We start from the raw sequence: 22,242 nt of genomic DNA, 5'->3' as shown, positions 1-22,242 counted from the left end.
CAACGCGCCGGCAGCAACGCATCCCGTTGATGTTACATGCAGAAACGCAACGTTACGAAACTCATCGACCCGTGGTGCATTGTTTCTCCGAGCGCTCACCGCAATTTGGGCGTGTATTGAAGGAGAGATATTATGAAAAAGCTCATTCTAGCTTCCGTGTCCGCCCTTGCCCTGCTGGGCGTCGCGGCCTGCAGCGACAGCGGCACCGACAAGACCACCACGCAGAGCACCAATCCGCCGGCTGCCGAGCAGCCGATGAAGCCCGCGGCCCCGGCTGACAATTCGACCAAGCCTGCCGAGCCGGCTCCGGCAACGCCTGCTCCTGCGCCCGCGCAGTAGTTTGTAAGCAGCAAGAGTGTCTTGGGAGGAAGGGCCGGCGTTTCGCCGGCCTTTTCTTGCAAAAGGGCCAGCGGGATCGACAAGGTGCCTCTCGGTCACGGACCCGGACAGGCCGTTATTGGCTTGATAGCGGGGACCGGTTGGCTCTATGAAGCGGGCCATGTCGATTTGGGATCGCCTCGGCGAGTTTATCACTCGGGTATCGTCTTCAGCGACGTCGGGCGTTGCCGACGTCGTCGAGGCTGTGCGCACAGTATTCTCCGGAGATGCGGATCTGCGCCGCCGCGTCGCCTTCTCGGTGGCGATGATCGCGCTGTCGGCCAAGATGGCCAAGGCTGACGGCATCGTTACCCAGGACGAGGTGCGCGCCTTCCAGGAAATATTCGAAGTGCCGCCCAAGGAGACGCGCAACGTTGCGCGTCTGTTCGATCTCGCCCAGCAGGACGTGGCCGGTTTCGAAACCTACGCCGAGCGAATGGCACAGCTGTGCGGTTCCGGGCATTCCAATTGCGTCATGCTGGAAGACATACTCGACGGCCTGTTCCATATCGCCAAGGCCGATGGGCTGGTGCATGAGCGCGAAGGCATCTTCCTGCACCGTATCGCCGAGATATTCCGTATCGACGAAGCACATTATGAATCGATCCTGGCCCGCCACGTCAATCTTGGCGCCGGCGATCCCTATGTCGTGCTCGGCATCGAGCGCGGCAAGCCGTTCGAGGAGGTCAAGAAGCGGTATCGCAAGCTGGTTTCCGACAATCATCCGGACCGGCTGATCGCGCGTGGCCTGCCGCAGGAATTCATCAAGATCGCGACGACCAGGGTCGCCGCGATCAACGCCGCCTATGAAATGATCGAGCGGGGCCTGCGGCACGCATGAGCGGCTTCCTGCCCGACGAGCCGAGCGCCGAGGTCAGGGTGTCGCCGAATTTCGGGCTAAGGCGCGATATGCTGAAGCCCGACATGATCGTGCTGCACTATACCGGCATGGCGACGGGGGCCGGGGCGGAGGCATGGCTGTGCGATCCGGCAAGCGAAGTCTCGTCGCATTATCTCGTCCATGAGAGCGGCCACATCGTGCAGATGGTCAGGGAAAGCGATCGCGCCTGGCACGCCGGCAAGAGCTCCTGGTTCGGGCGCACCGACATCAATTCCTGCTCGGTCGGCATCGAGATCGTCAATCCTGGACATTCGCTGGGCTATCCCGGTTTCCGCCGGCGCCAGATCAATGCGGTGATCGGCCTGTGCAAGGGGATTGCCGGGCGGCATGCGATACCCGCCACGCGCGTGCTGGCGCATTCCGATGTGGCACCGGGTCGCAAGATCGATCCGGGCGAGAAGTTCCCGTGGGCTGCTCTGTTCGAGGCCGGTGTCGGCCATCTCGTACCGGCCGCACCCGTCAGGCGCGGAGCCGCGCTGAAGCCCGGCGACAACGGTGCCGATGTCGAAGCATTGCAGTCGATGCTGGCGCTCTATGGCTATGGTGTTGAGATATCGGGCGTTTTCGACCACCAGACACGGATTGTCGTCGAGGCCTTCCAACGGCATTTCCGACCCCGCCTGGTCGACGGGCTGGCCGACGGCTCGACGATGCGCACGCTGCAAAAACTGCTTGCTTCCGTAAGCCGCTGACCTCAGGTCAAGGCGCTGCCCAAGTAATCTTATCCTGAATCAGGTTACAAACTGTCACTCAAAGTGACTTGCCCCGCCTTCATTGGCGCCAATTCGGGCTTCAAAGGGCAATTCGTACAGTTTGTCGGACGTCTTTCCCCCCGGATGTTCCGATAGTAATCAAGCCGCGCCGTGCGAAGATCTTCGAACGGTCCAGACAGAACAGGATCACATGCAGAAATTGTCCGTTGTAACGGCAGCTCTTGCTGCCGGCGTAATGACTATTGCCTTCAGTGCGGCCGACGCCGCGCCGTTGAGCCCACGGGCCGATCAGGGGCCCGTCACGGCGACCGTCAAGGGCAAGCCCATTTCGGCCAAAAGCAGCAAGAGTGCGAAGGCAACGACGAAGCAGGCTTCCGCCAAGGTGGAAAAGGCCAGCTGGGCCAAAGCGCAGAAATCCACGTCCAAAAGGCAGACGAAGCGTGGCCGCAAGACCATCGACATGACGACAACGGCCTCGATCGGCCTCAGGGATGTCGCCGCGTCGACGGCGGCGGTGGCCAGCGGCGGCCAGTATTCCGCGATCGTCGCTCGCTATGCGGCAAGCTACGGCGTTCCGGTGTCGCTGGCGCACGCCGTCATCAAGATCGAGAGCAACTACCGGCCGAACATGGTCGGCGGCGCCGGCGAGATCGGCCTGATGCAGATCAAGCCGGCGACGGCGCGGATGATGGGCTATAACGGTTCAGCCAAAGGCCTGTTCGATCCCGACACCAACATCAGATACGGCATGAAGTACCTCGCCTTGGCGCAGAACCTTGGCGGCGGCACGACCTGCGGCACGATCCTGAAATACAATGCCGGCCATGCCGCGACGCGGATGAACCCGATCTCGGCCGCCTATTGCAGCAAGGTCAAGGTTCAGATGGCGGCGCTTTGATTGCAAGTTGTGTGAGAGCCGGCGGACAAGCCGGCTTTTTCATTTGCGTTTTCCCGGCTGAACCCCTTTATACGCCTTGCCAGCTGGCTGGGCGGCCGCACTCGCAAACGCCGAAAGGCCGCGAGTGAGGAAAGTCCGGGCTCCATGGAGACACGGTGCCGGTTAATGGCCGGCGGGGGTGACCCCAGGGAAAGTGCCACAGAAAGCAAACCGCCACGACTTTGTCGGGGTAAGGGTGAAAGGGTGGGGTAAGAGCCCACCGCGCGACTGGCAACAGGAGCGGCACGGTAAACCCCACCGGGAGCAAAACCGAATAGGGGCGGTGCGAGGGGAAACCCTCGAGGGCTGTTTCCGGCTCACCGTCCGGGTAGGTTGCGTGAGGCGCATGGCAACATGCGCCCAAGATGAATGGCCGCCACGTTCTCGTCCCGCAAGGGCCGAGGGCCATACAGAACCCGGCTTACAGGCCAGCTGGCAGTTTCGCCTCGAAAAGAAATCCCTTGAGATCAGCAGGTTGCGCCCCAGGCGCGCCTGTCGTGTCCGCGGCGAGGCGATCGAAATCGTCCGCGTGCTGCACGGCCATCGCAACATCGAGGCCGACGACCTCGGTGCGTGACCGGCCCGTCAGCCGCTGATCCTGTCCAGTGACGTCTCTATGGCCTTCCAAAGCTCTTCCACCGGCTCACAGCCGACCGAAAGGCGGACGAACCCTGGCGGCACCGCATCGCCTCGCTTCAAACGCCGCTCGGCCGAGGTGTGGACGCCGCCGAAGGAGGTCGCGGCCTCTATCAGTGGGCAATTGTTGATGAAATCCTCGGCCTTCTCCTCCGAGGCGAGTTCGAAGGAAATGAGGAAGCCGAAGCGCTCCATCTGGGCGCGGGCAAGGTTATGCGAGGGGTCGCCGCTCAAACCGGGAAAACGCACGCCACGCACCGCGCGGTGTTCCTTCAGCCGTTGCGCGATCGTTTCGGCTGAAGAACACATGCGGTCGAAGCGCACCTCGAGTGTTTCGAGGCCGCGATGCACCAGCCACGCTTCGAACGGTCCGGGAATGCCTCCGGCCATTGCGCGCCAGTCCGTCACCTTGGTGACGATGTCGGCGTTGCGGCTGGCGACGTGGCCGAACAGCACGTCCGAGTGCCCGTTGACCGCCTTGGTGTCGGCGGAGACGACGATATCGGCACCCAAGTCGAGCGGCCGCTGGCCGAACGGCGTCATCGTCGTATTGTCGACGACAAGGACCCCGCTTTGTTCGTGGACAGCCTTGGCGACGGCCGAGATGTCGCAAATGTCCAGCCGCGGATTGGACGGTGTCTCCACGAAGACCAGCGAATAGCCTGCGAAGCCGCCGTCGAGGAAGGTCGGCGTCGGCCTGGTGTCGCAAACTATGCCGAGCGGCTTCAGGAAGCGTTCGGCCATCGCACGCGTGGCGTGATAGCCGTCCGCTGGCAGCAGCACGCGATCGCCCGATTTCAGGAGCGCGAAAAACACCGCGGAAATCGCAGCCATTCCGGAGGGAAAACTCACGCATTGCGCATCTTCCAGATGGCCGAGCACATGTTCCACGGCGCGCCAGGTCGGGTTGTCGTAGCGGCCATATTGATCGATGCCGGTCTCGACGCCCGGCGTGTGAAAGATCGAAGCCATGGTCAGCGGCAAGGGGATCGGGTCGCCGTTGGCGAAATCGCGGCTGCGCAAATGGGACAGTTCGGCGGCGCGTGACTTTGCCGTCTCGGACATGAACTCGATCCTTGTTTTTGGGCGGAAGACGGTTCGACGCTATGCGGGCGGGTGATCCGCAGCAAGCCCAAGTCTTTTGGGCCAGAGGGCTCTAAACGGTTCGTTAGGCTTAATAGACCATAAAGACGAGACGTGCCGTCAAGGCTGCTCTCATTGGCCGCGATGCGCGTGTTTGTGAAGCCTATTCCCGTTGACGCCCATAGTGCCCCATGATATCCCATTTTGACATCAAAGCCTTCGTTCCGCGTCAGGGTAAAGCGTACGCCAATCGGGCAGCCGCGGCGGCTGCGCGTTTGCCGCTCTTTACCCGTGTGGAAGAGCTGGCTGTGGGGCAGGGAACGCGCTGCGGCGGCGCGTGCAAGACGATGAAGAGGGGGGCGGCGGCGCAAGCGGCTGTAGCGTTTAATGGACCGGTTTCTGTCGAACACGGTGAGCAGGATCGATGCGAAGGGGCGGGTGTCCGTTCCTGCGCATTTCCGCGCCGTCGTGCAGAAACGCGGCTATTCGGAACTCTACGCACTGCGCTGCCTCGACCTGCCGGCGATGGATGTCGGCGGACTCGACCTGCTCGACCGCTACGAGCAGCGCATCGCGCAGGAAGATCCGTTCCTGCAGACGGCGGACGACATGTCTTTCTTCTGTCATGGCGACGGGACCTTCCTGAAACTCGATCAGGACGGCCGCATCACGATGACCGATTTCATCCGCGAGCACACCGGCATCTCGGCGGAGGTGGCCTTTGTCGGGCGCGGCAATTTCTTTCAGATCTGGGAGCCGGGGCGGCTTGCTGCCTATGGGGCGCAGGCGCGAGCCCGGCTTTTGCAGCTTCGGCAGGGGACGAAGCCTGGGGAGCGACCGGAATGACGGTGGGCCACGGCGATGACCTTCCTCACGCTGTAGGTGGGCACGCCGTTGGCGGATCGGTCCGCCACATTCCGGTCCTTCTTGGCGAAGTGCTCGAGGCGCTGGCGCCGGCGGCGGGCGACATCATCGTCGACGGCACGTTCGGCGCCGGTGGCTACACAAAAGCCATTCTGGCGACCGGGGCTTCCGTCGTGGCGATCGATCGCGATCCCGACGCCATCGCGGCCGGACGCGATCTCGAGGCGCAATCGGGCGGCAGGCTGAGACTGGTGCAGGCACCGTTCTCGACGCTGGACGAACATGTCGAAAGTGTCGACGGCGTCGTGCTCGACATTGGCGTGTCCTCCATGCAGCTCGACCAGGCCGGGCGCGGCTTTTCCTTCCGCACCGATGGGCCGCTCGACATGCGCATGGCGCAGGCGGGCCTCAGCGCCGCCGACGTCGTCAACAACTTCAAGCCGGGCGACCTTGCCCGCATCTTCGGCTTCCTCGGTGAGGAGCGTCACGCCGGTCGCATCGCCCGCATGATCGAGGCGCGCCGTGAAAAGCGGCCGTTCGAGCGCACGCTGGAACTGGCGGACGCCATCGAGACGCATATCGGCCGCGCGCCGAAGGACAAGATCCATCCTGCCACCCGCGTGTTCCAGGCGTTGCGCATCTACGTCAATGACGAACTTGGCGAATTGGCCAAGGCTCTGTTCGCGGCCGAACGCGCATTGAAGCCGGGCGGGCGCCTGGTGGTGGTGACGTTCCATTCGCTGGAAGACCGCATCGTCAAGCGTTTCATCGCCGACCGGGCCGACGTCGCCACCGGCTCACGTCATTTGCCCGAGGCGCAGGCGCGTACCGCGACTTTCCGCAAGGCTGGCGGTGGCGTGACGCCAGGTGATGCCGAGACCGCGGCCAATCCGCGTGCCCGTTCGGCCAGGTTGCGCGCGGCGATCCGCACCGAGGCACCGGCGCGAGCCGGCGATTTTTCGATTTTCGGCCTTCCAAAACTTCCCGGTATCAACCTGCCGGGGGAGAGGTAAGCACGTGTTCCGTACCAGCGACATTGTCCTGATCGCCGTCATGGTTTCGGCGGCGGCCCTGACCTACAAGACCAAGCGCGAGGCCGAGGATCAGTTGGCGGCGGTGCAGAAAATCCATACCCAGATCCGCTATGAGGAGGAGACGATCGACCTGCTCAAGGCCGACTGGAGCCTGCTCACCCAGCCGTCGCGGCTGCAGAAGCTCACCGAACTCTACAAGTCGCAGCTCGCACTCGAGCCGGTCAGCGCACGCCAGATCGTGGGCCTGGGCGATCTGCCGGCCAAGGCCCTGGATATCCAGGATATCCTGAACGGACGCCAGGGGGGCATGGCCGACAATTCCGACAAGGCGCCCGCGGGCGACAAGGACCCCGTCGTGACCGGAGGCATCGCCCAATGATCGGCAAACTGCTGAGGCGTCGCGCCAGGACGGGTGAGGACGGATCGATCGTCGTCGAGGGCGCCCGCAAGGCGACAGGCGGCAAGGGCAAGGCCCGCATCGTCATGACGATGGCGGTGTTCTTCGGCATCTTCTCGACCATTTCAGGTCGGCTGGTCTATCTCGGCTTCCAGACGCCAGATCTGTCGGGCGGCCCGCAGAGCCGGGTCACCGCCTCGCGGCCCGACATTGTCGATCGCAACGGCGAAGTGCTGGCGACCGACATCAAGACAGCGTCGCTGTTCGCGGAGCCGCGCCGCATCGTCGATGCCGACGAGGCGATCGAGAAACTGTCGACCGTGCTGCCCGAGATCGATTACGAGCAGACCTACCACAAGCTGAAGAGCGGCGCCGGATTCGTCTGGCTGCAGCGGCAACTGACGCCCAAGCAGCAGGCCGATATCATGCAGCTCGGCATTCCCGGTTTCGGCTTTCGCACGGAGAAGCGCCGCTTCTATCCGAGCGGCGAGACCTCCTCCTACGTTGTCGGCCTGACCAACATCGACAACCAGGGCATCTCCGGCATGGAGAAATATATCGACGAGCAGGGCCTGAGCGACCTGCAGGCGTCGGGCCTGGCGGTGGCCAAGGATCTCAAGCCGGTGAAGCTTTCGATCGATCTGCGCGTCCAGCATGTGGTGCGCGACGAGATCGCCGCCGGCCTGGAGCGCTATCGCGCCCTGGGCGCCGGCGCCGTCGTGCTCAACGTCAAGACCGGCGAAGTGGTGGCCATGGCCTCGGTGCCGGATTTTGATCCGAACAATCCTTACAACGCACAGGAGAAGGACCGGCTGAACCGTATGTCGGCCGGCCTCTACGAGATGGGCTCGACGTTCAAGAGCTTCACCTCGGCGATGGCGCTCGATTCCGGCAAGGCGACGATGAACAGTCGTTTCGATGCCTCGCATCCGATCCGGGTCGGCCATCAGGCCATTCACGATTTCCACGGCAAGAACCGTGTGCTGTCGTTGCCGGAAGTGTTCCTCTATTCGTCCAACATCGGGTCGGCCCGGGAGGCCGAGCTGGTGGGCATCGAGGGGCACCGGGAATTCCTGCATCGCCTTGGCATTCTGGAGAGGATGCAGACCGAACTGCCGGAAGTTGCCCGCCCGACCGAACCAAAGGTCTGGAAACAGGTCAATTCGTTCACGATCGCCTTCGGCCACGGCGTATCGACGACGCCCCTGCAGGCTGCTGTCGGCTGCGCTGCGCTGATGAATGGCGGCTTCCTGATGAACCCGACCTTCCTGGTGCGTACGCAGGCGGAAGCGATGGCCACCGCCAAGAGGGTCGTGAGCGAAAAGACGGTCGAGGGCATGCGCTACCTCTATTCGCTCAACGCCGAGAAGGGCTCGGCCAGAAACGCCAGAGTCCCCGGCTACCGCGTTGGCGGCAAGACCGGAACGGCCGAGAAGGTCGTCAACGGCCGCTATTCGAAGGACTTGAATTTCAATACGTTCGTCGCCGCCTTCCCGATGGACGACCCGCAATACCTCGTCTTTACGATTGCCGACGCCCCGCACCCTGAAAAGCCTGGCATGACGGACGTCGCGGCGGCGAATGCGGGGGTTATGGCCGGCAATATCATCAGGCGTTCCGCGGCCATGCTTGGCGTGAAACCAGATTTCAGCCATGAAAATGGTGCAACGTTGGTTTCCTATGAGTGATTCTTGGGGCGCGCCGGCGACTGCGCGCTATTTTATTGCGGTGAACGGAACTCGATGAAGCTCAGAGATCTAGCCGGTGTCCTGCCAGTCGAAGGAACAGCTTCCGCCGATCTGGAGGTTACCGGGATTTCGTCCGATTCCCGGCAGGTAAAGCCCGGCGTCGTCTTTTTTGCGCTCGCCGGCACCAAGGCGGACGGCGCGGCCTACGCTGCCGACGCGGCCCAGCGTGGCGCGCTTGCGATCGTGACAAGCAAAGGCGGTTCCGTTACCGGACTGCCGGTTCCGGTGCTGGCGGTCGATGATCCGCGCCTGGCGCTGGCGCTGAGTGCTTCCCGCTATTTCGGCAGGCAGCCGCAAACCATGGTGGCGGTGACCGGCACCAGCGGCAAGACCTCGGTCGCCGCCTTCACCAGGCAGATCTGGGAGCAGGCAGGCTATGCCGCGGCTTCGATCGGCACGACCGGCGTGGTGGCGCCAGGTCGCAACGAATATGGCTCGCTGACCACGCCCGATCCGGTCGCCCTGCACCAGTTGCTCAAGGAATTGGCCGATGCCGGCGTCACCCACGCTTCGATGGAGGCTTCCAGCCACGGGCTCGACCAGCGCCGGCTTGACGGCGTGAAGCTGGCGGCCGGCGGCTTCACCAATCTTGGCCGCGACCACATGGATTACCATCCGACGGTCGAGGATTATCACCGCGCCAAGCTGCGCCTGTTCGACACGCTGTTGCCGAAAGGCGCGCCGGCGGTGATCTTCGCCGACGACCCATGGTCGGCGCCGACCATCCAGGCGGCGCGGGCCGCCGGGCTCGACGTGCTGACGGTTGGCCGCCATGGCGATTTCCTCACGCTGAAGCGGGTCGAGCACGAACGCCATCGCCAGCGCGCCGAAGTGGAGGCCGAGGGCGTGCTTTACGAAATCGACCTGCCGCTGGCCGGCGATTTCCAGATTTCGAACGCGCTGGTTTCAGCGGGGCTTGCCATCTCCACGGGAACGCCTGTCGCCAAGGCCTTGATGTCCCTGGAGAAACTGAAGGGCGCGCCGGGCCGGCTCGATCTCGTCGGGACCACCGCCGGTGGCGCGCCGGTCTATGTCGACTATGCCCACAAGCCCGATGCGCTGGAAAATGTGCTGGCCTCGGTACGCCCGTTCACGACGGGCCGCGTCATGGTCGTGTTCGGCTGCGGCGGCGACCGCGACCGGGGAAAAAGACCGATCATGGGCGAGATCGCGACCCGGCTTGCCGATGTCGTCATCGTCACCGACGACAATCCGCGCTCCGAAGTGCCCGAAACGATCCGCGCCGCCATCATGGCCGCTGCTCCAGGCGCCATCGAAATTGGCGACCGGCGCAAGGCGATCCACGAGGCCGTCGGCATGCTTCATGCCGGCGACACGCTGATCGTGGCCGGCAAGGGCCATGAGGAAGGCCAGACGATCGGCTCCGAAACCCTGCATTTTTCAGATCATGAGGAAGTCCGCGCCGCTTTGCGGGAGCGTGCCGCATGAGTTTGTTGTGGACCTCCGAGGCGCTGGTTGCCGCCATGGACGGGAGGCCTCTCGGGCCCATGCCCGAAGGCATATCGGGCATTTCGATCGACAGCCGCAGCCTGGAGCCGGGTGACGCTTTCTTCGCCATCAAGGGCGAGGCCATGGACGGCCACGACTTCGCAACCGCGGCCATCAAGGCCGGCGCCGGCGTGCTGGTGGTGGCGGAAGGCAAGCTGCCGTCGCTCGGCCGGCTGACGGCGCCGATCATCGTCGTCGAGGACGTGCTGATCGCACTGGAAAAGCTCGGCGTCGCATCGCGGAACCGCTCGCAGGCCAAAATCATCGCTGTCACCGGTTCGGCCGGGAAGACCACCACCAAGGAAGCGCTGCGCCATGTGCTGTCGGCGGTCGGCAAGGTGCACGCCTCGGCGCAGTCCTTCAACAACCATTGGGGCGTGCCGCTGACCCTGGCCCGCATGCCCGCCGATTGCGACTATGCCGTGTTCGAGATCGGCATGAACCATCCCGACGAGATCCGGCCGCTGGTGAAGATGGTACGGCCGCATGTCGCCATCGTCACCATGATCGCGGCCGCCCATCTGGGTTTCTTCCGCAATCTGGATGAGATCGCCAAGGCCAAGGCCGAGATTTTCGAAGGGCTGGAGCCCGAGGGTGCCGCGGTCCTCAATCGCGACGACGCGCGCTTCAAGCTTCTGGACAAGATGGCGCATGCCGCCGGCGTGGAGCATGTCTACGGCTTCGGCGAGAATGCGCGCTCGACCTTCAAGCTCACCAAATGCGAATTGCATGCCGACCACTCCGACATCGCCGCCAGGATTGGCGGCCATGACATGATCGCCCGCATCGGTGCGCCCGGCCGGCACATGGTTCAGAACGTGCTGGCGGTATTGGGCGCGGCGCAGCTGATGGGCGCCGACCTCGACAAGGTAGCACTGGCCCTGGCCGATCTCTCGGCCGAGCGCGGCCGCGGAAAACGCCATGTGCTGCGGCATCCCGGTGGCTCGACTTCGAGTCACCCCGGTGGCTCGACTTCGAGTCACCCCGGTGGGCCGATCACGCTGATCGACGAGAGCTATAACGCCAATCCGGCCTCGATGGCGGCTGCCATGGCGCTGCTCAACGCAACGCCGGTGACGGGCGAGGGCCGCCGCATCGCCGTGCTCGGCGACATGCTCGAACTCGGCGAACATTCGGCCAAGCTGCACGCCGCACTGGCCGATCTCATCGTCGGCACCGGCACACGGACCGTCTTTCTCGGCGGGCCGGAAATGCGGGCGCTGGCGGAAGCGCTGCCAGGCGACATCAAGACGGAATACCGCGCCGGCGTCGAGGAACTGAAGCCGGTGCTGATTGCCGCGCTGAGGCCGGGCGACGTGGTGATGATCAAATCGTCGAAGGGCATCGGTTTTGCAAAACTGGTCGATGCGCTGCTGGGCAAGTACCCGGCTGAAACGACAACCAGCAAACTGACCTAGTCGGGGGACGAAAGCGCATGTTTACACTGCTGGTCGATTTCGCGGACAAGGTCTCGGTCTTCAACGTCTTCCGCTACATCACCTTCCGCACCGGCGGGGCGCTGATCACGTCGGCGCTGATCGTCTTCATCTTTGGGCCGACGATCATCAATTCGCTGAGGCTGCGCCAGGGCAAGGGGCAGCCGATCCGCGCCGACGGACCGCAAACGCATTTCAAGAAAGCCGGCACGCCGACGATGGGCGGCCTGATGATCCTGTCGGGCATCATCGGCTCATCGCTTTTATGGGCGAACCTGTCGAGCATCTATGTCTGGGTGGTGCTTCTGGTGACGCTGGGTTTCGGCTCGATCGGCTTCTATGACGACTATCTGAAGGTCACCAAGCAGTCGCATCTCGGCTTCTCCGGCAAGGCACGGCTGGCGCTCGAATTCGTCATCGCCGGCATCGCCGCCTGGGTGATCATGCATAACGGCCAGGCGCCGTTCTCGTCGTCGCTGACATTCCCCTTCGCCAAGGAATTCATCATCAACCTCGGCTGGTTCTTCATTCCGTTCTCCTGCTTCGTCATCGTCGGCGCGGGCAATGCGGTGAACCTGACCGATGGCCTCGACGGTCTGGCGATCGTGCCGATCATGATCGCTGCGGCATCCTTCGGCGTCATCGCCTATCTCTCGGGCAATGCGGTGTTCGCCGAATATCTGCAGATCCATTTTGTTCCGGGCACCGGTGAACTGGCGGTCGTGCTGGGCGCCGTCATCGGCGCTGGCCTCGGCTTCCTCTGGTTCAACGCGCCGCCGGCGGCGATCTTCATGGGCGACACCGGTTCGCTGGCCATGGGCGGCCTGATCGGCACGGTGGCGGTCGCCACCAAGCACGAGATCGTGCTGGTCATCGTCGGCGGATTGTTTGTCGTGGAAATCCTGTCGGTTATCATCCAGGTCGGCTACTTCAAGATGACCGGCAAGCGGGTGTTCCTGATGGCACCGATCCACCATCATTTCGAAAAGCTCGGCTGGACCGAAAGCCAGGTGGTGATCCGTTTCTGGATCATCGCCGTGATCCTGGCGCTGGTCGGCCTGTCGACCCTGAAGCTCAGATAGGACCGCCCCTTGATCCCCGCCGCATCCTTCGCAGGCAAGCAGGTTTCGCTCTTCGGGCTCGGCGGCTCGGGGATCGCGACGGCGCGCGCGCTGATCGAGGGCGGCGCGCAGGTGCTGGCCTGGGACGACAATCCCGACAGCGTCGCCAAGGCGGCAGCCACCGGCATCGCAACCGCCGACCTGCGTGGCGCCGACTGGGCGAAATTCTCCGCCTTCGTGCTGTCGCCGGGTGTGCCGCTGACCCATCCCAAGCCGCACTGGACGGTGGAGCTCGCGCGTGGCGCCGGCGTCGAGGTGATCGGCGACATCGAACTGTTCTGCCGGGAGCGGACGCTCAGCGCGCCAGCGGCGCCTTTCATCGCCATCACCGGCACCAACGGCAAATCGACGACGACGGCGCTTACGGCGCATATTCTGAAGGCTTCCGGCCGCGACACCCAGATGGGCGGCAATATCGGTCGCGCGGTGATGACGCTCGATCCGCCGAAGCCCGACCGCCACTATGTCGTCGAGTGCTCGTCCTACCAGATCGACCTTGCGCCCTCGATCAATCCGACCGCAGGCATCCTGCTCAACCTGACGCCCGACCATCTCGATCGCCACGGCACCATGCAGCACTACGCCTCGATCAAGGAACGGCTGGTGGCGGGCAGCGAGACGGCGATCATCGGCATCGACGATTCCTGGTGCGCGCAGATCGCCGAAAGGCTGGAGCGGGCAGGGCGGCAGGTTATCCGCATTTCCAAGCGCCTGCCGCTGACCGACGGCTATTTCGCCGACGGCACCAATCTGATGGAGGCCGTGCATGGCCGCTACAGCAAGGTCGCCTTCCTCGAAGGCATCGGCTCGCTGCGCGGCCAGCACAATGCGCAGAACGCGCTGGCTGCCGTCGCCGCTTGTCTGAAAGTCGGGCTGGACCTTGGCGAGATCCAGTCGGGGCTCGAAAGCTTCCCGGGTCTCGCTCACCGCATGGAGCAGGTCGGCCGCAAGGACCATGTGCTCTTCGTCAACGACTCCAAGGCGACCAACGCCGATGCGGCGGCTCCCGCGCTGTCGAGCTTTCCTCGTATCTACTGGATCGCGGGCGGCCTGCCCAAGGAAGGCGGCATCGAGCCGCTGCGCGGCTTCTTCCCGCGCATCGCCAAGGCCTATCTGATCGGCGAGGCGGCGCCCGCCTTTTCGGCGACGCTGGGCGAGGCTGTGCCCTACGAGATATCGGGCACGCTGGCCGCCGCGGTCGCGCATGCGGCGCATGATGCGGCCAGGGACGACAGCGGCGAGGTGGTGGTGCTGCTGTCGCCGGCCTGCGCCAGTTTCGACCAGTTCAAGAATTTCGAAGTTCGCGGCGAAGCCTTCAGGCAAGCTGCGAGCGCTATAGATGGCGTCAAACCCATCGGAGGGGCACGATAATGCAGAGCCGTCTCGATAAAAGTCCCGTCGCAACCTGGTGGTGGACGATCGATCGTTGGTTCCTGGCGGCGTTCCTGTCGCTGATGGGGCTCGGCATCGTCTTGTCCTTCGCCGCCAGCCCGGCGGTGGCCGAACGCATCGGCCTCGACAGTTTCCACTTCGCCACCAGGCAGATCATCTTCACCGTGCCGGCGCTCGGCGTGATGCTGGCCGTCTCCTTCCTCGATTCCAGGGAGATCCGGCGCATGTCGCTGATCATGCTGTGCCTGATGCTGGTACTGATGGTGGCGGTGCTCTATGTCGGCGTCGAGGTGAAGGGGGCGCGGCGCTGGGTCTCGCTCGCCGGCCTGTCGATCCAGCCGTCGGAATTCCTGAAGCCGGCCTTCGTCATCATGTGCGCCTGGCTGTTCGCCGAGCACAAGCGCCAGCCCGACATTCCGGGCAATCTGTTCGCCATGCTGCTCCTCGTGCTGGTCGTGTCACTGCTGGTGGCGCAGCCCGATCTTGGCCAGACCATGCTGACGACCGGCACCTGGGGCATCATGTTCTTCATGGCGGGGCTGCCCTGGCTGTGGATCATCGTGCTGGGTGCCGCCGGCGTCGGCGGTGTCTTCGCCGCCTACACGGTGTTTCCGCACGTTGCCTTGCGCATCGACAAGTTCCTCACCGGCGAAGGCGACACATTCCAGGTCGACATGGGACGCGACGCGCTGATCAATGGCGGCTGGTTCGGCGTCGGGCCAGGCGAGGGTACGGTCAAGCGGGTCATCCCAGACAGCCATGCCGACTTTGTCTTCTCGGTCGCGGGCGAGGAATTCGGGCTGATCATGTGCTTCTTCATCATGTCGATCTTTGCCTTCATCGTGCTGCGCGGCCTCAACACGGCGCTGAAGGAGCATGACGATTTCACCCGCTATGCGGTCGGTGGCCTCGTCACCGTGTTCGGCCTGCAGGCCGTCATCAACATGTGCGTCAACCTGCAGCTGGTTCCGGCCAAGGGCATGACGCTGCCCTTCATCTCCTATGGCGGCTCCTCGCAGATCGCCATCGCCATCTCGATGGGCATGGTGCTGGCGCTGACGCGCAAGCGGCCGGAAAAACGCAAGCAGATGGGCTTTACGTTGCCGCAACGCGCCCTGCCGGCGGAGTGACATGGCGAGGGGTGTCATCCTTCTCGCGGCGGGCGGAACCGGCGGACATCTGTTTCCGGCCGAGGCGTTGGCGCATGAGCTGATCGAGCGCGGCTGGACGGTGCAGTTGGCGACCGACGAACGCGCCGAGCGGTTTGCCGGCCACTTTCCGGCCACCGCCATCCACCCGATCCAGTCGGCGACGATGGGTTCGAAGAATCCCATTGCCGTGCTCGGTGCCTTCTGGAAAATCTGGCGCGGCGTGCGCCAGGCCTCCGCCATTATCGGCAGGATCAAGCCGGACGCGGTGATCGGCTTCGGCGGCTACCCGACCCTGCCGCCGCTCTATGCGGCAACGCGGCGCAAGGTGCCGACGCTGATCCACGAGCAGAACGCGGTGATGGGGCGCGCCAACCGGGCGCTGGCCGGCCGTGTCGATGCCATCGCCGGCGGCTTCCTGCCGCAGGACACAAGCGCCGCTGGTGCCAAGACGGTGACGACAGGCAATCCCGTCAGGCCGGCTGTGCTGGAGGCGGCCAAGACTCCCTATGTGGCGTCGACCGGAGAGCAGCCCTTCCGCCTGCTGGTGTTCGGCGGCAGCCAGGGCGCCCAGTTCTTTTCCGATGCCGTGCCGGGGGCGATCGCACTGCTTTCGGATGCGCAGCGCAAGCGGCTTGCCATCACCCAACAGGCGCGCGCCGACGACGTGGCGCGGGTCAAGGCGGCCTATGCCGCCCTTGGCGTCGCCGTCGAGGTCTCGCCCTTCTTCACCGACATGGCGGCGCGCCTGGCGGCAGCGCATCTGGTGATCTCGCGCTCCGGCGCCTCGACCGTCTCGGAGATCGCCGTCATCGGCCGGCCGGCGCTGCTGGTGCCCTATCCCTATGCGCTCGACCACGATCAGGCGGCGAACGCGGCTGCCCTTGCCTCCGCCGGTGGTGGCGAGGTGCATCCGCAATCGACGCTGTCGCCCGAGCGCATCGCGGCCCTCATTGGCGGGCTGATGGACAATCCCGAGCGGCTGGCGGCGATGGCCGCTGGCGCGAAATCGGTCGGCAGGCCCGACGCGGCACGGTTGCTCGCCGATCTCACAGAAGCTATTGCGTCCCGCAAAAGCGTATCGGATTTCAAGAAGGGGACGCACGCATGAAGATGCCGCAGACCATCGGCCTTGTGCATTTCATCGGCATTGGCGGCATCGGCATGAGCGGCATTGCCGAGGTGCTGCACAATCTCGGCTACAAGGTGCAAGGGTCCGACCAGGCCGACAGCGCCAATGTGCAGCGGCTGCGGGACAAGGGCATCGAATGCTTTGTCGGCCATAAGGCCGAGAATCTCGGCGACGCCGAGGTCATCGTCGTCTCGACGGCGATCAAGAAATCCAATCCGGAGCTGAAGGCCGCGCGGGAAAAATTGCTTCCCATCGTGCGCCGCGCCGAGATGCTGGCCGAGCTGATGCGCTTCCGCCAGGCGGTGGCGATCGGCGGCACGCACGGCAAGACGACGACGACCTCGATGGTGGCGACCTTGCTCGAAGCCGGCGGGCTTGATCCGACCGTCATCAATGGCGGCATCATCAACGCCTATGGCACCAACGCCCGAATGGGCGACGGTGAGTGGATGGTGGTCGAGGCCGACGAGAGCGACGGCACCTTCCTCAAGCTGCCAGCCGACATCGCCGTGGTCACCAACATCGATCCCGAGCATCTCGACCACTATGGCAGTTTCGACAATGTGCGCGAGGCGTTCCGCCAGTTCGTCGAGAACGTACCTTTCTACGGTTTCGGCGTGATGTGTACCGACCACCCCGAAGTCCAGGCGCTTGTCGGCCGCATCGAGGACCGCCGCGTCATCACCTATGGCGAAAACGCGCAGGCCGATGTGCGCTTTACCAACCACCGCATGGCGGGCGCGACGTCCGAGTTCGACGTGGTGATCCGCGACCGCAAGACCGGCGCCCAGAAGACAATATCGGATCTGCGCCTGCCGATGCCCGGCCGCCACAATGTCTCGAACGCCACCGCTGCGATCGCCGTCGCGCATGAGCTTGGCCTGTCCGCCGAGGCGATCAAGAAGGGCCTGTCGTCCTTCGCCGGGGTCAAGCGCCGCTTCACCCATACCGGTTCGTGGAACGGCGTCGATGTGTTCGACGATTACGGCCACCATCCGGTCGAGATATCGGCGGTGCTGAAGGCGGCGCGCAGCGCCACCAAGGGCCGCGTCATCGCCATTGCCCAGCCGCACCGCTTCACCCGGCTGCATGATCTGTTCAACGAGTTCTCCGCCTGCTTCAACGACGCCGATACGGTGATGGTGGCGCCAGTCTACGCTGCCGGCGAAGACCCGATCGACGGTGTCACGTCGGACGAATTGGTGTCGCGCATCCGTGCCGCTGGCCATCGCGATGCACGCTACATCGAGGGGCCGGCGGCGATCGCGCCAATCATTCGCGACCTGGCCAAGCCCGGCGACTTCGTCGTCTTCCTCGGCGCCGGCAACATAACCCAATGGGCCTATGCCTTGCCCAAGGAGCTTGCCGCCTCATGATGCACGGCCAGGTCCTGATCGACAGACTCGGCGACCGGCTTGCCGGCCTGCGCGGTCGTCTCACGCCGAATGCCGAGATGGACAAGATCACCTGGTTCCGCGCCGGCGGCCTGGCCGAGGTGCTGTTCCAGCCGGCGGACGAAGAAGACCTTGCCGCGTTCCTGCGCGCGGTTCCTGAAGAGATACCTCTTACCGTCGTTGGCATCGGCTCGAACCTGCTGGTCAGGGATGGCGGCATCCCGGGCTTCGTCATCAGGCTTTCGGCCAAGGGCTTTGGCGAGGCAGAGGTCGTCTCACCGATCAGGATCAAGGCCGGGGCGGCGACGCCCGACAAGCGCGTGGCCGCCCTGGCACTGGAAGCGGGCATTGGCGGCTTCCATTTCTATCACGGCATTCCGGGCGCCATTGGCGGCGCGCTCAGGATGAATGCCGGCGCCAATGGCGTCGAGACGCGGGAGCGCGTCGTCGAGGTGCGCGCGCTCGACCGCAAGGGCAATGTCCAGACGCTGAGCAATGCCGAGATGGGCTATGCCTATCGCCATTCGGCGGCACCTTCCGGGCTGATCTTCACATCGGCCCTGTTCGAGGGCTTCGCCGAAGACAAGGCCACGATCAGGGCGGCGATGGATGCGGTGCAGAACCATCGCGAGACCGTGCAGCCGATCCGCGAGAAGACGGGGGGCTCGACCTTCAAGAATCCGGAAGGCACGTCGGCCTGGAAGGAGATCGACAAGGCGGGCTGCCGCGGCCTGATGATCGGTGGCGCTCAGATGTCGCCGATGCACTGCAACTTCATGATCAATACCGGCACGGCGACCGGTTACGACCTCGAATATCTCGGCGAGACGGTGCGTGCGCGGGTGCTCGAACATTCCGGCATCCGGTTGCAGTGGGAGATCAAGCGCATCGGCAATTTCCGTGCCGGACATGCAGTGCAGGAGTTTTTGGGCCAGCTGCTTTAGTGCCGGCTGAAGTTCACGTGATGGATGAACTTCAACGCGTCCGCAGAACGCACAAACCGTTGCTCTGGGGACTCAGCGACACGGTTTTCGCATCCATTTTCTCAGAAAGTGAATCTCTCGGAATCATAAGTACTTGCCAGTGAATCAACTCTCTGATTCTCTGCTCGAAAGCGTTTCCTGATTTGAGTCGTTCGACGCGTTATCCGCGTTTTCCGTCTGGGGGGACATCCTGCCGGGAGACTTGGACTCAATGTTGCGGAAATCTTGGTTTTTGGTCCGCCGTGAGAGGGGATGACGGGGAATGAAAAGCAAGCATGTGGCCGTCCTGCTGGGAGGGTTTTCGTCCGAGCGGCCCGTGTCCCTGTCTTCCGGAAAGGCCTGTGCCGATGCTCTGGAGAAGGAAGGCTATCAGGTCACCCGCGTCGATGTGGGGCGCGATGTCAGCTCCGTGCTTGCCGATCTCAGGCCCGACGTCGCCTTCAATGCGTTGCATGGCCCCTTCGGCGAGGATGGCACCATCCAGGGCATCCTCGAATATCTCGGCATTCCCTATACCCATTCCGGCGTGCTCGCCTCGGCGCTCGCCATGAACAAGGAGCAGGCGAAGAGGGTTGTCAAATCGCTCGGCGTTCCCGTCGCCGAATCGAAGGTCGCCAATCGCTTCGCCATCCAGAACAAGCACCCGATGAAGCCGCCCTATGTGATCAAGCCGGTCAGTGAGGGTTCGAGCTTCGGTGTCGTTATCGTCTCCGAAGGGCAGTCTCATCCGCCGCAGGTCGTCGGCTCGTCCGAGTGGAAATATGGCGATACCGTCATGGTCGAGCGCTATATCCACGGGCGGGAACTGACCTGCGCCGTCATGGGCGATGTGGCGCTCGGCGTCTGCGAGATCATTCCGACGGGGCATTCCTTCTACGATTACGATTCAAAATATGTCGCGGGCGGATCAAAACACGAATGCCCCGCAAAAGTTTCACCGAATATTTACCAAAAAATACAGACACTGGCGCTCAAGGCTCACCAAGCTGTCGGCTGTCGGGGCGTTTCCCGGTCGGACTTCCGTTATGACGATCGTCACTCCGAAAATGGCGAGGTTGTATGGCTCGAGGTCAACACTCAGCCGGGCATGACGCCGACGTCTTTGGTGCCTGAAATCGCAGCCCATGCCGGGCATTCGTTTGGTGAATTGTTGAGTTGGATGGTGGAGGACGCTTCGTGTCTGCGTTGAAATGGGGACAAGGCAAGGAGAGGGGCGCGGCTGGGCCGTCGCTGTTCGGCTTGTCGCTGTCATCAGGCCATTTCGTGCTGCCGCGCGTGCTTCGCCGCCCGGTGCGCATCCTGGCGCGCCTGGGCGATGGTGAATTCGAGGCGCCGCGTTTCTCCGCGGCGATGATGTCGGCGGTGCTGCTCGCTTCGAGTGGTGCCTATGGTGCCTATCTCGGCGGCCATGCCGATGGCATCATCCAGAGCATCACTGCCCGCACCGGCTTTGCCGTCGATCAGGTCAAGGTGGTCGGTAACCGCCAGACATCCGAGATCGACATTCTCGACAGGCTCGAACTCGACGGCTGGACGTCGCTGATCGGCTTCGACGCGGAGGCCGCGCGCGAGCGCATTTCCGGCCTGCCCTGGATCGAGGTGGCGGCGGTGCGCAAGGTCTACCCGCATACGCTGGAAGTGCGCGTCGAGGAACGCGAGGCCTTCGCGCTCTGGCAGCAGGGCAATGATCTCTCGGTCATCGAGAAGGATGGTGCCGTCATCGCCCCGTTCTCCGGCGGCAAGCAGGTGCTGCTGCCGCTGCTGATCGGCGAGGGCGCGCCGGCCAAGGCACCTGATTTCCTGGCCAAGATCGAAAAATATCCCGACCTCGCGAGCCGCGTGAAAGGCTATATCCGTGTCGGCGACCGGCGCTGGGATCTGAAGCTGGACAATGGCATCACGGTCAAGCTGCCCGAGGATGACGAGGACCAGGCGCTCGCCGAGCTGGTTAAGATGGACCATGACAAGGGGCTGCTGTCGCGCGACATCGCCGCCGTCGACATGCGGCTCACGGACCGGCTGGTCGTGGAGCTGACGCCCGAGGCGGTGACGCAGCGCGAGGCTGCCCTCAACGAGAAGCCGAAAACCCTCAAGCGCAAGCCGGAGACGAAGATATGAGCTGGCTTGGCGGTTCTGGCGATGCCTCGTCGCGCCGGTCCGGCACCCTGACGGTGCTGGACGTCGGCTCGAACAAGGTCTGCTGCATGGTGGCCAAGCTCAAGCCGAACGATGACGGCAAGCTCTTGCGCGGCCGCTCGCACCGCATCCAGGTGATCGGCATCGGTCACCAGAAGTCGCAAGGCGTGAAGTCGGGCGTGGTCGTCGATCTCGACCGGGCGGAGCATGCCATCCGGCTGTCCGTCGATGCCGCCGAACGTATGGCGGGACTGACGGTCGATTCGCTCATCGTCAACATGACCGCCGGCCGGCTGAAGAGCGAAGCTTTCTCCGCGACCATCAATCTCGGCGGTCATGAGGCGGATGAGGCCGACATCAAGCGGGTGCTCGGCGCCGGCGCCAAACAGGCGCTCAAGGCCGAGCGCGAGGTTATCCATTCGTTGCCTGTCGGCTTCTCGCTGGATGCCGAACGCGGTGTGCGCGATCCGCGCGGCATGGTCGGCGACGCGCTCGGCGTCGACATGCATGTGCTGACGGGGGACGCGGCACCAATGCGCAACCTCGAACTCTCCATCAACCGCTCGCATCTGTCGGTCGAGCGCATGGTGGCGACGCCCTATGCCAGCGGGCTGGCGGCGCTCGTCGATGACGAGCTGGAGCTGGGTGCTGCCTGCATCGACATGGGTGGCGGCACGACCACGATCTCGGTGTTTTCGGAAGGCAAGTTCGTCCATGGCGACGCCATCGCGATCGGCGGCAACCACGTCACGCTCGACATGGCCAAGGGGCTCTCGACCTCGCTTGATGCCGCCGAGCGGCTCAAGGTGATGCATGGCTCGGCGTTGCCGGGCAGCGCCGACGACCGCGATCTGGTCTCGATCCAGCCGATCGGCGATGACGGCGACGTGCCTCTGCAGATACCGCGTTCGGTGATGACGCGCATCGTGCGCGCCCGCATCGACGAGACGCTTGAATTGCTGCGCGACCGGCTGAACAAATCCGGCTACGGCAATGCGGTCGGCAAGCGCGTCGTGCTCACCGGCGGCGCCAGCCAGTTGGCCGGCCTGCCGGAAGCGGCGCGCCGCATCCTGGGGCGCAATGTGCGCATCGGCCGTCCGCTCGGCGTGGCGGGCCTGCCCGAAGCGGCGAAGGGGCCGGCCTTCTCGGCCGCCGTCGGGCTTCTGATCTATCCGCAGATGGCGAGTTTCGAGAGCCATCCGGCGAAAGGCATTTCCGGTCTCAGGATGACCGGAACGGGTGGAAAACTGCATCGCATGAGTCAGTGGTTGAGAGACAGTTTCTAATTGACGGGGACAGC

General features: G+C 64.0%; 20 protein-coding genes and 1 other RNA gene. 20 read left to right on the top strand and 1 reads right to left on the bottom strand.

Translation table 11 applies throughout. The features are described 5' to 3' along the window. Positions 1 to 132: 132 nt before the first annotated feature. From AC1VON_RS25590 to rnpB, 5 genes are all read left to right on the top strand, one after another. Positions 133 to 339, top strand: a complete 207-nt coding sequence (locus AC1VON_RS25590; RefSeq protein ID WP_027044745.1) for a hypothetical protein — start codon at positions 133 to 135, stop codon at positions 337 to 339. 160 nt (positions 340 to 499) lie between these two features. Next, positions 500 to 1,219: a J domain-containing protein gene (locus AC1VON_RS25585; RefSeq protein WP_172349797.1), complete on the top strand. Its 720-nt coding sequence runs from the start codon at positions 500 to 502 to the stop codon at positions 1,217 to 1,219. Then, positions 1,216 to 1,971: an N-acetylmuramoyl-L-alanine amidase gene (locus tag AC1VON_RS25580; protein WP_483125281.1), complete on the top strand. Its 756-nt coding sequence runs from the start codon at positions 1,216 to 1,218 to the stop codon at positions 1,969 to 1,971. The genes AC1VON_RS25585 and AC1VON_RS25580 overlap by 4 nt, the downstream gene beginning before the upstream one ends. Positions 1,972 to 2,182: 211 nt before the next feature. Beyond that, on the top strand, positions 2,183 to 2,890 hold the full coding sequence (locus AC1VON_RS25575; RefSeq protein ID WP_483125280.1) for a lytic transglycosylase domain-containing protein: 708 nt from the start codon (positions 2,183 to 2,185) through the stop codon (positions 2,888 to 2,890). 79 nt (positions 2,891 to 2,969) lie between these two features. Beyond that, positions 2,970 to 3,369: RNase P RNA component class A (gene rnpB / locus AC1VON_RS25570), an RNA gene on the top strand. A gap of 145 nt (positions 3,370 to 3,514) precedes the next feature. Here rnpB and AC1VON_RS25565 read toward each other — a convergent pair. After that, positions 3,515 to 4,630, bottom strand: coding sequence for a cystathionine gamma-lyase (locus AC1VON_RS25565; RefSeq protein ID WP_483125279.1), 1,116 nt, complete (start codon positions 4,628 to 4,630; stop codon positions 3,515 to 3,517). A gap of 405 nt (positions 4,631 to 5,035) precedes the next feature. On the opposite strand from AC1VON_RS25565, the gene mraZ reads away from it, so the two are divergent. The 15 genes from mraZ to ftsA all read left to right on the top strand — a co-directional run bounded on the left by mraZ (position 5,036) and on the right by ftsA (position 22,228). Further along, positions 5,036 to 5,494, top strand: coding sequence for a division/cell wall cluster transcriptional repressor MraZ (gene mraZ, locus AC1VON_RS25560; protein ID WP_056573299.1), 459 nt, complete (start codon positions 5,036 to 5,038; stop codon positions 5,492 to 5,494). Beyond that, complete coding sequence (gene rsmH, locus AC1VON_RS25555; RefSeq protein ID WP_483125278.1) at positions 5,491 to 6,525, top strand: 16S rRNA (cytosine(1402)-N(4))-methyltransferase RsmH; 1,035 nt, start codon at positions 5,491 to 5,493, stop codon at positions 6,523 to 6,525. The genes mraZ and rsmH overlap by 4 nt, the downstream gene beginning before the upstream one ends. A 4-nt stretch (positions 6,526 to 6,529) precedes the next feature. Beyond that, positions 6,530 to 6,925 (top strand): cell division protein FtsL, encoded by a 396-nt coding sequence (gene ftsL / locus AC1VON_RS25550; RefSeq protein WP_172349802.1) that lies wholly within the window; start codon positions 6,530 to 6,532, stop codon positions 6,923 to 6,925. After that, positions 6,922 to 8,631 (top strand): peptidoglycan D,D-transpeptidase FtsI family protein, encoded by a 1,710-nt coding sequence (locus tag AC1VON_RS25545; protein ID WP_172349803.1) that lies wholly within the window; start codon positions 6,922 to 6,924, stop codon positions 8,629 to 8,631. Before ftsL ends, AC1VON_RS25545 begins: the two co-directional genes overlap by 4 nt. A gap of 54 nt (positions 8,632 to 8,685) precedes the next feature. Then, positions 8,686 to 10,140, top strand: coding sequence for a UDP-N-acetylmuramoyl-L-alanyl-D-glutamate--2,6-diaminopimelate ligase (locus AC1VON_RS25540; protein WP_172349804.1), 1,455 nt, complete (start codon positions 8,686 to 8,688; stop codon positions 10,138 to 10,140). Further along, the gene (locus AC1VON_RS25535; protein ID WP_483125277.1) at positions 10,137 to 11,618 is read left to right on the top strand and encodes a UDP-N-acetylmuramoylalanyl-D-glutamyl-2,6-diaminopimelate--D-alanyl-D-alanine ligase; all 1,482 of its coding nucleotides are present in this window, start codon (positions 10,137 to 10,139) and stop codon (positions 11,616 to 11,618) included. Before AC1VON_RS25540 ends, AC1VON_RS25535 begins: the two co-directional genes overlap by 4 nt. Positions 11,619 to 11,635: 17 nt before the next feature. Next, positions 11,636 to 12,718, top strand: coding sequence for a phospho-N-acetylmuramoyl-pentapeptide-transferase (gene mraY / locus AC1VON_RS25530; protein ID WP_172349806.1), 1,083 nt, complete (start codon positions 11,636 to 11,638; stop codon positions 12,716 to 12,718). Positions 12,719 to 12,727: 9 nt separating this feature from the next. Further along, positions 12,728 to 14,128: a UDP-N-acetylmuramoyl-L-alanine--D-glutamate ligase gene (murD, locus tag AC1VON_RS25525; RefSeq protein ID WP_172349807.1), complete on the top strand. Its 1,401-nt coding sequence runs from the start codon at positions 12,728 to 12,730 to the stop codon at positions 14,126 to 14,128. Next, entirely contained in the window at positions 14,128 to 15,279 is a 1,152-nt protein-coding gene (gene ftsW / locus AC1VON_RS25520; protein ID WP_056573273.1) for a putative lipid II flippase FtsW, read from the top strand. The genes murD and ftsW overlap by 1 nt, the downstream gene beginning before the upstream one ends. Before the next feature lies 1 nt (position 15,280). Beyond that, entirely contained in the window at positions 15,281 to 16,408 is a 1,128-nt protein-coding gene (gene murG, locus AC1VON_RS25515; protein WP_483125276.1) for an undecaprenyldiphospho-muramoylpentapeptide beta-N-acetylglucosaminyltransferase, read from the top strand. Further along, entirely contained in the window at positions 16,405 to 17,805 is a 1,401-nt protein-coding gene (gene murC, locus AC1VON_RS25510) for a UDP-N-acetylmuramate--L-alanine ligase (protein WP_172349809.1), read from the top strand. Before murG ends, murC begins: the two co-directional genes overlap by 4 nt. Then, a complete protein-coding gene (gene murB / locus AC1VON_RS25505; RefSeq protein ID WP_483125275.1) occupies positions 17,802 to 18,767 on the top strand; it encodes a UDP-N-acetylmuramate dehydrogenase in 966 nt (321 codons plus the stop codon). The genes murC and murB overlap by 4 nt, the downstream gene beginning before the upstream one ends. A gap of 301 nt (positions 18,768 to 19,068) precedes the next feature. After that, the gene (locus AC1VON_RS25500) at positions 19,069 to 19,995 is read left to right on the top strand and encodes a D-alanine--D-alanine ligase (RefSeq protein ID WP_483125274.1); all 927 of its coding nucleotides are present in this window, start codon (positions 19,069 to 19,071) and stop codon (positions 19,993 to 19,995) included. Further along, complete coding sequence (locus AC1VON_RS25495) at positions 19,983 to 20,924, top strand: cell division protein FtsQ/DivIB (protein WP_483125273.1); 942 nt, start codon at positions 19,983 to 19,985, stop codon at positions 20,922 to 20,924. The genes AC1VON_RS25500 and AC1VON_RS25495 overlap by 13 nt, the downstream gene beginning before the upstream one ends. Further along, positions 20,921 to 22,228: a cell division protein FtsA gene (gene ftsA / locus AC1VON_RS25490; RefSeq protein ID WP_010910249.1), complete on the top strand. Its 1,308-nt coding sequence runs from the start codon at positions 20,921 to 20,923 to the stop codon at positions 22,226 to 22,228. The genes AC1VON_RS25495 and ftsA overlap by 4 nt, the downstream gene beginning before the upstream one ends. The last annotated feature ends 14 nt before the right edge of the window (positions 22,229 to 22,242 follow it).

This window comes from Mesorhizobium sp. HAY1-8B (assembly GCF_056868045.1).
The sequence above is the reverse complement of the archived record's forward strand: the minus strand, read 5'-3'. Positions and strand labels throughout refer to the sequence as shown.

What these genes read in the sequence shown, in the direction of transcription:
- AC1VON_RS25585 (WP_172349797.1), top strand. Translation starts at nt 500, where the DNA reads ATGTCGATTTGGGATCGCCTCGGCGAGTTTATCACTCGGGTATCGTCT.
- rsmH (WP_483125278.1), top strand. Translation starts at nt 5,491, where the DNA reads ATGACGGTGGGCCACGGCGATGACCTTCCTCACGCTGTAGGTGGGCAC.
- ftsA (WP_010910249.1), top strand. Translation starts at nt 20,921, where the DNA reads ATGAGCTGGCTTGGCGGTTCTGGCGATGCCTCGTCGCGCCGGTCCGGC.
- mraZ (WP_056573299.1), top strand. Translation starts at nt 5,036, where the DNA reads ATGGACCGGTTTCTGTCGAACACGGTGAGCAGGATCGATGCGAAGGGG.
- AC1VON_RS25535 (WP_483125277.1), top strand. Translation starts at nt 10,137, where the DNA reads ATGAGTTTGTTGTGGACCTCCGAGGCGCTGGTTGCCGCCATGGACGGG.
- murB (WP_483125275.1), top strand. Translation starts at nt 17,802, where the DNA reads ATGATGCACGGCCAGGTCCTGATCGACAGACTCGGCGACCGGCTTGCC.
- AC1VON_RS25590 (WP_027044745.1), top strand. Translation starts at nt 133, where the DNA reads ATGAAAAAGCTCATTCTAGCTTCCGTGTCCGCCCTTGCCCTGCTGGGC.
- AC1VON_RS25575 (WP_483125280.1), top strand. Translation starts at nt 2,183, where the DNA reads ATGCAGAAATTGTCCGTTGTAACGGCAGCTCTTGCTGCCGGCGTAATG.
- AC1VON_RS25500 (WP_483125274.1), top strand. Translation starts at nt 19,069, where the DNA reads ATGAAAAGCAAGCATGTGGCCGTCCTGCTGGGAGGGTTTTCGTCCGAG.
- murC (WP_172349809.1), top strand. Translation starts at nt 16,405, where the DNA reads ATGAAGATGCCGCAGACCATCGGCCTTGTGCATTTCATCGGCATTGGC.
- murG (WP_483125276.1), top strand. Translation starts at nt 15,281, where the DNA reads ATGGCGAGGGGTGTCATCCTTCTCGCGGCGGGCGGAACCGGCGGACAT.
- ftsW (WP_056573273.1), top strand. Translation starts at nt 14,128, where the DNA reads ATGCAGAGCCGTCTCGATAAAAGTCCCGTCGCAACCTGGTGGTGGACG.
- AC1VON_RS25545 (WP_172349803.1), top strand. Translation starts at nt 6,922, where the DNA reads ATGATCGGCAAACTGCTGAGGCGTCGCGCCAGGACGGGTGAGGACGGA.
- mraY (WP_172349806.1), top strand. Translation starts at nt 11,636, where the DNA reads ATGTTTACACTGCTGGTCGATTTCGCGGACAAGGTCTCGGTCTTCAAC.
- AC1VON_RS25580 (WP_483125281.1), top strand. Translation starts at nt 1,216, where the DNA reads ATGAGCGGCTTCCTGCCCGACGAGCCGAGCGCCGAGGTCAGGGTGTCG.
- AC1VON_RS25540 (WP_172349804.1), top strand. Translation starts at nt 8,686, where the DNA reads ATGAAGCTCAGAGATCTAGCCGGTGTCCTGCCAGTCGAAGGAACAGCT.
- AC1VON_RS25565 (WP_483125279.1), bottom strand. Translation starts at nt 4,630, where the DNA reads ATGTCCGAGACGGCAAAGTCACGCGCCGCCGAACTGTCCCATTTGCGC.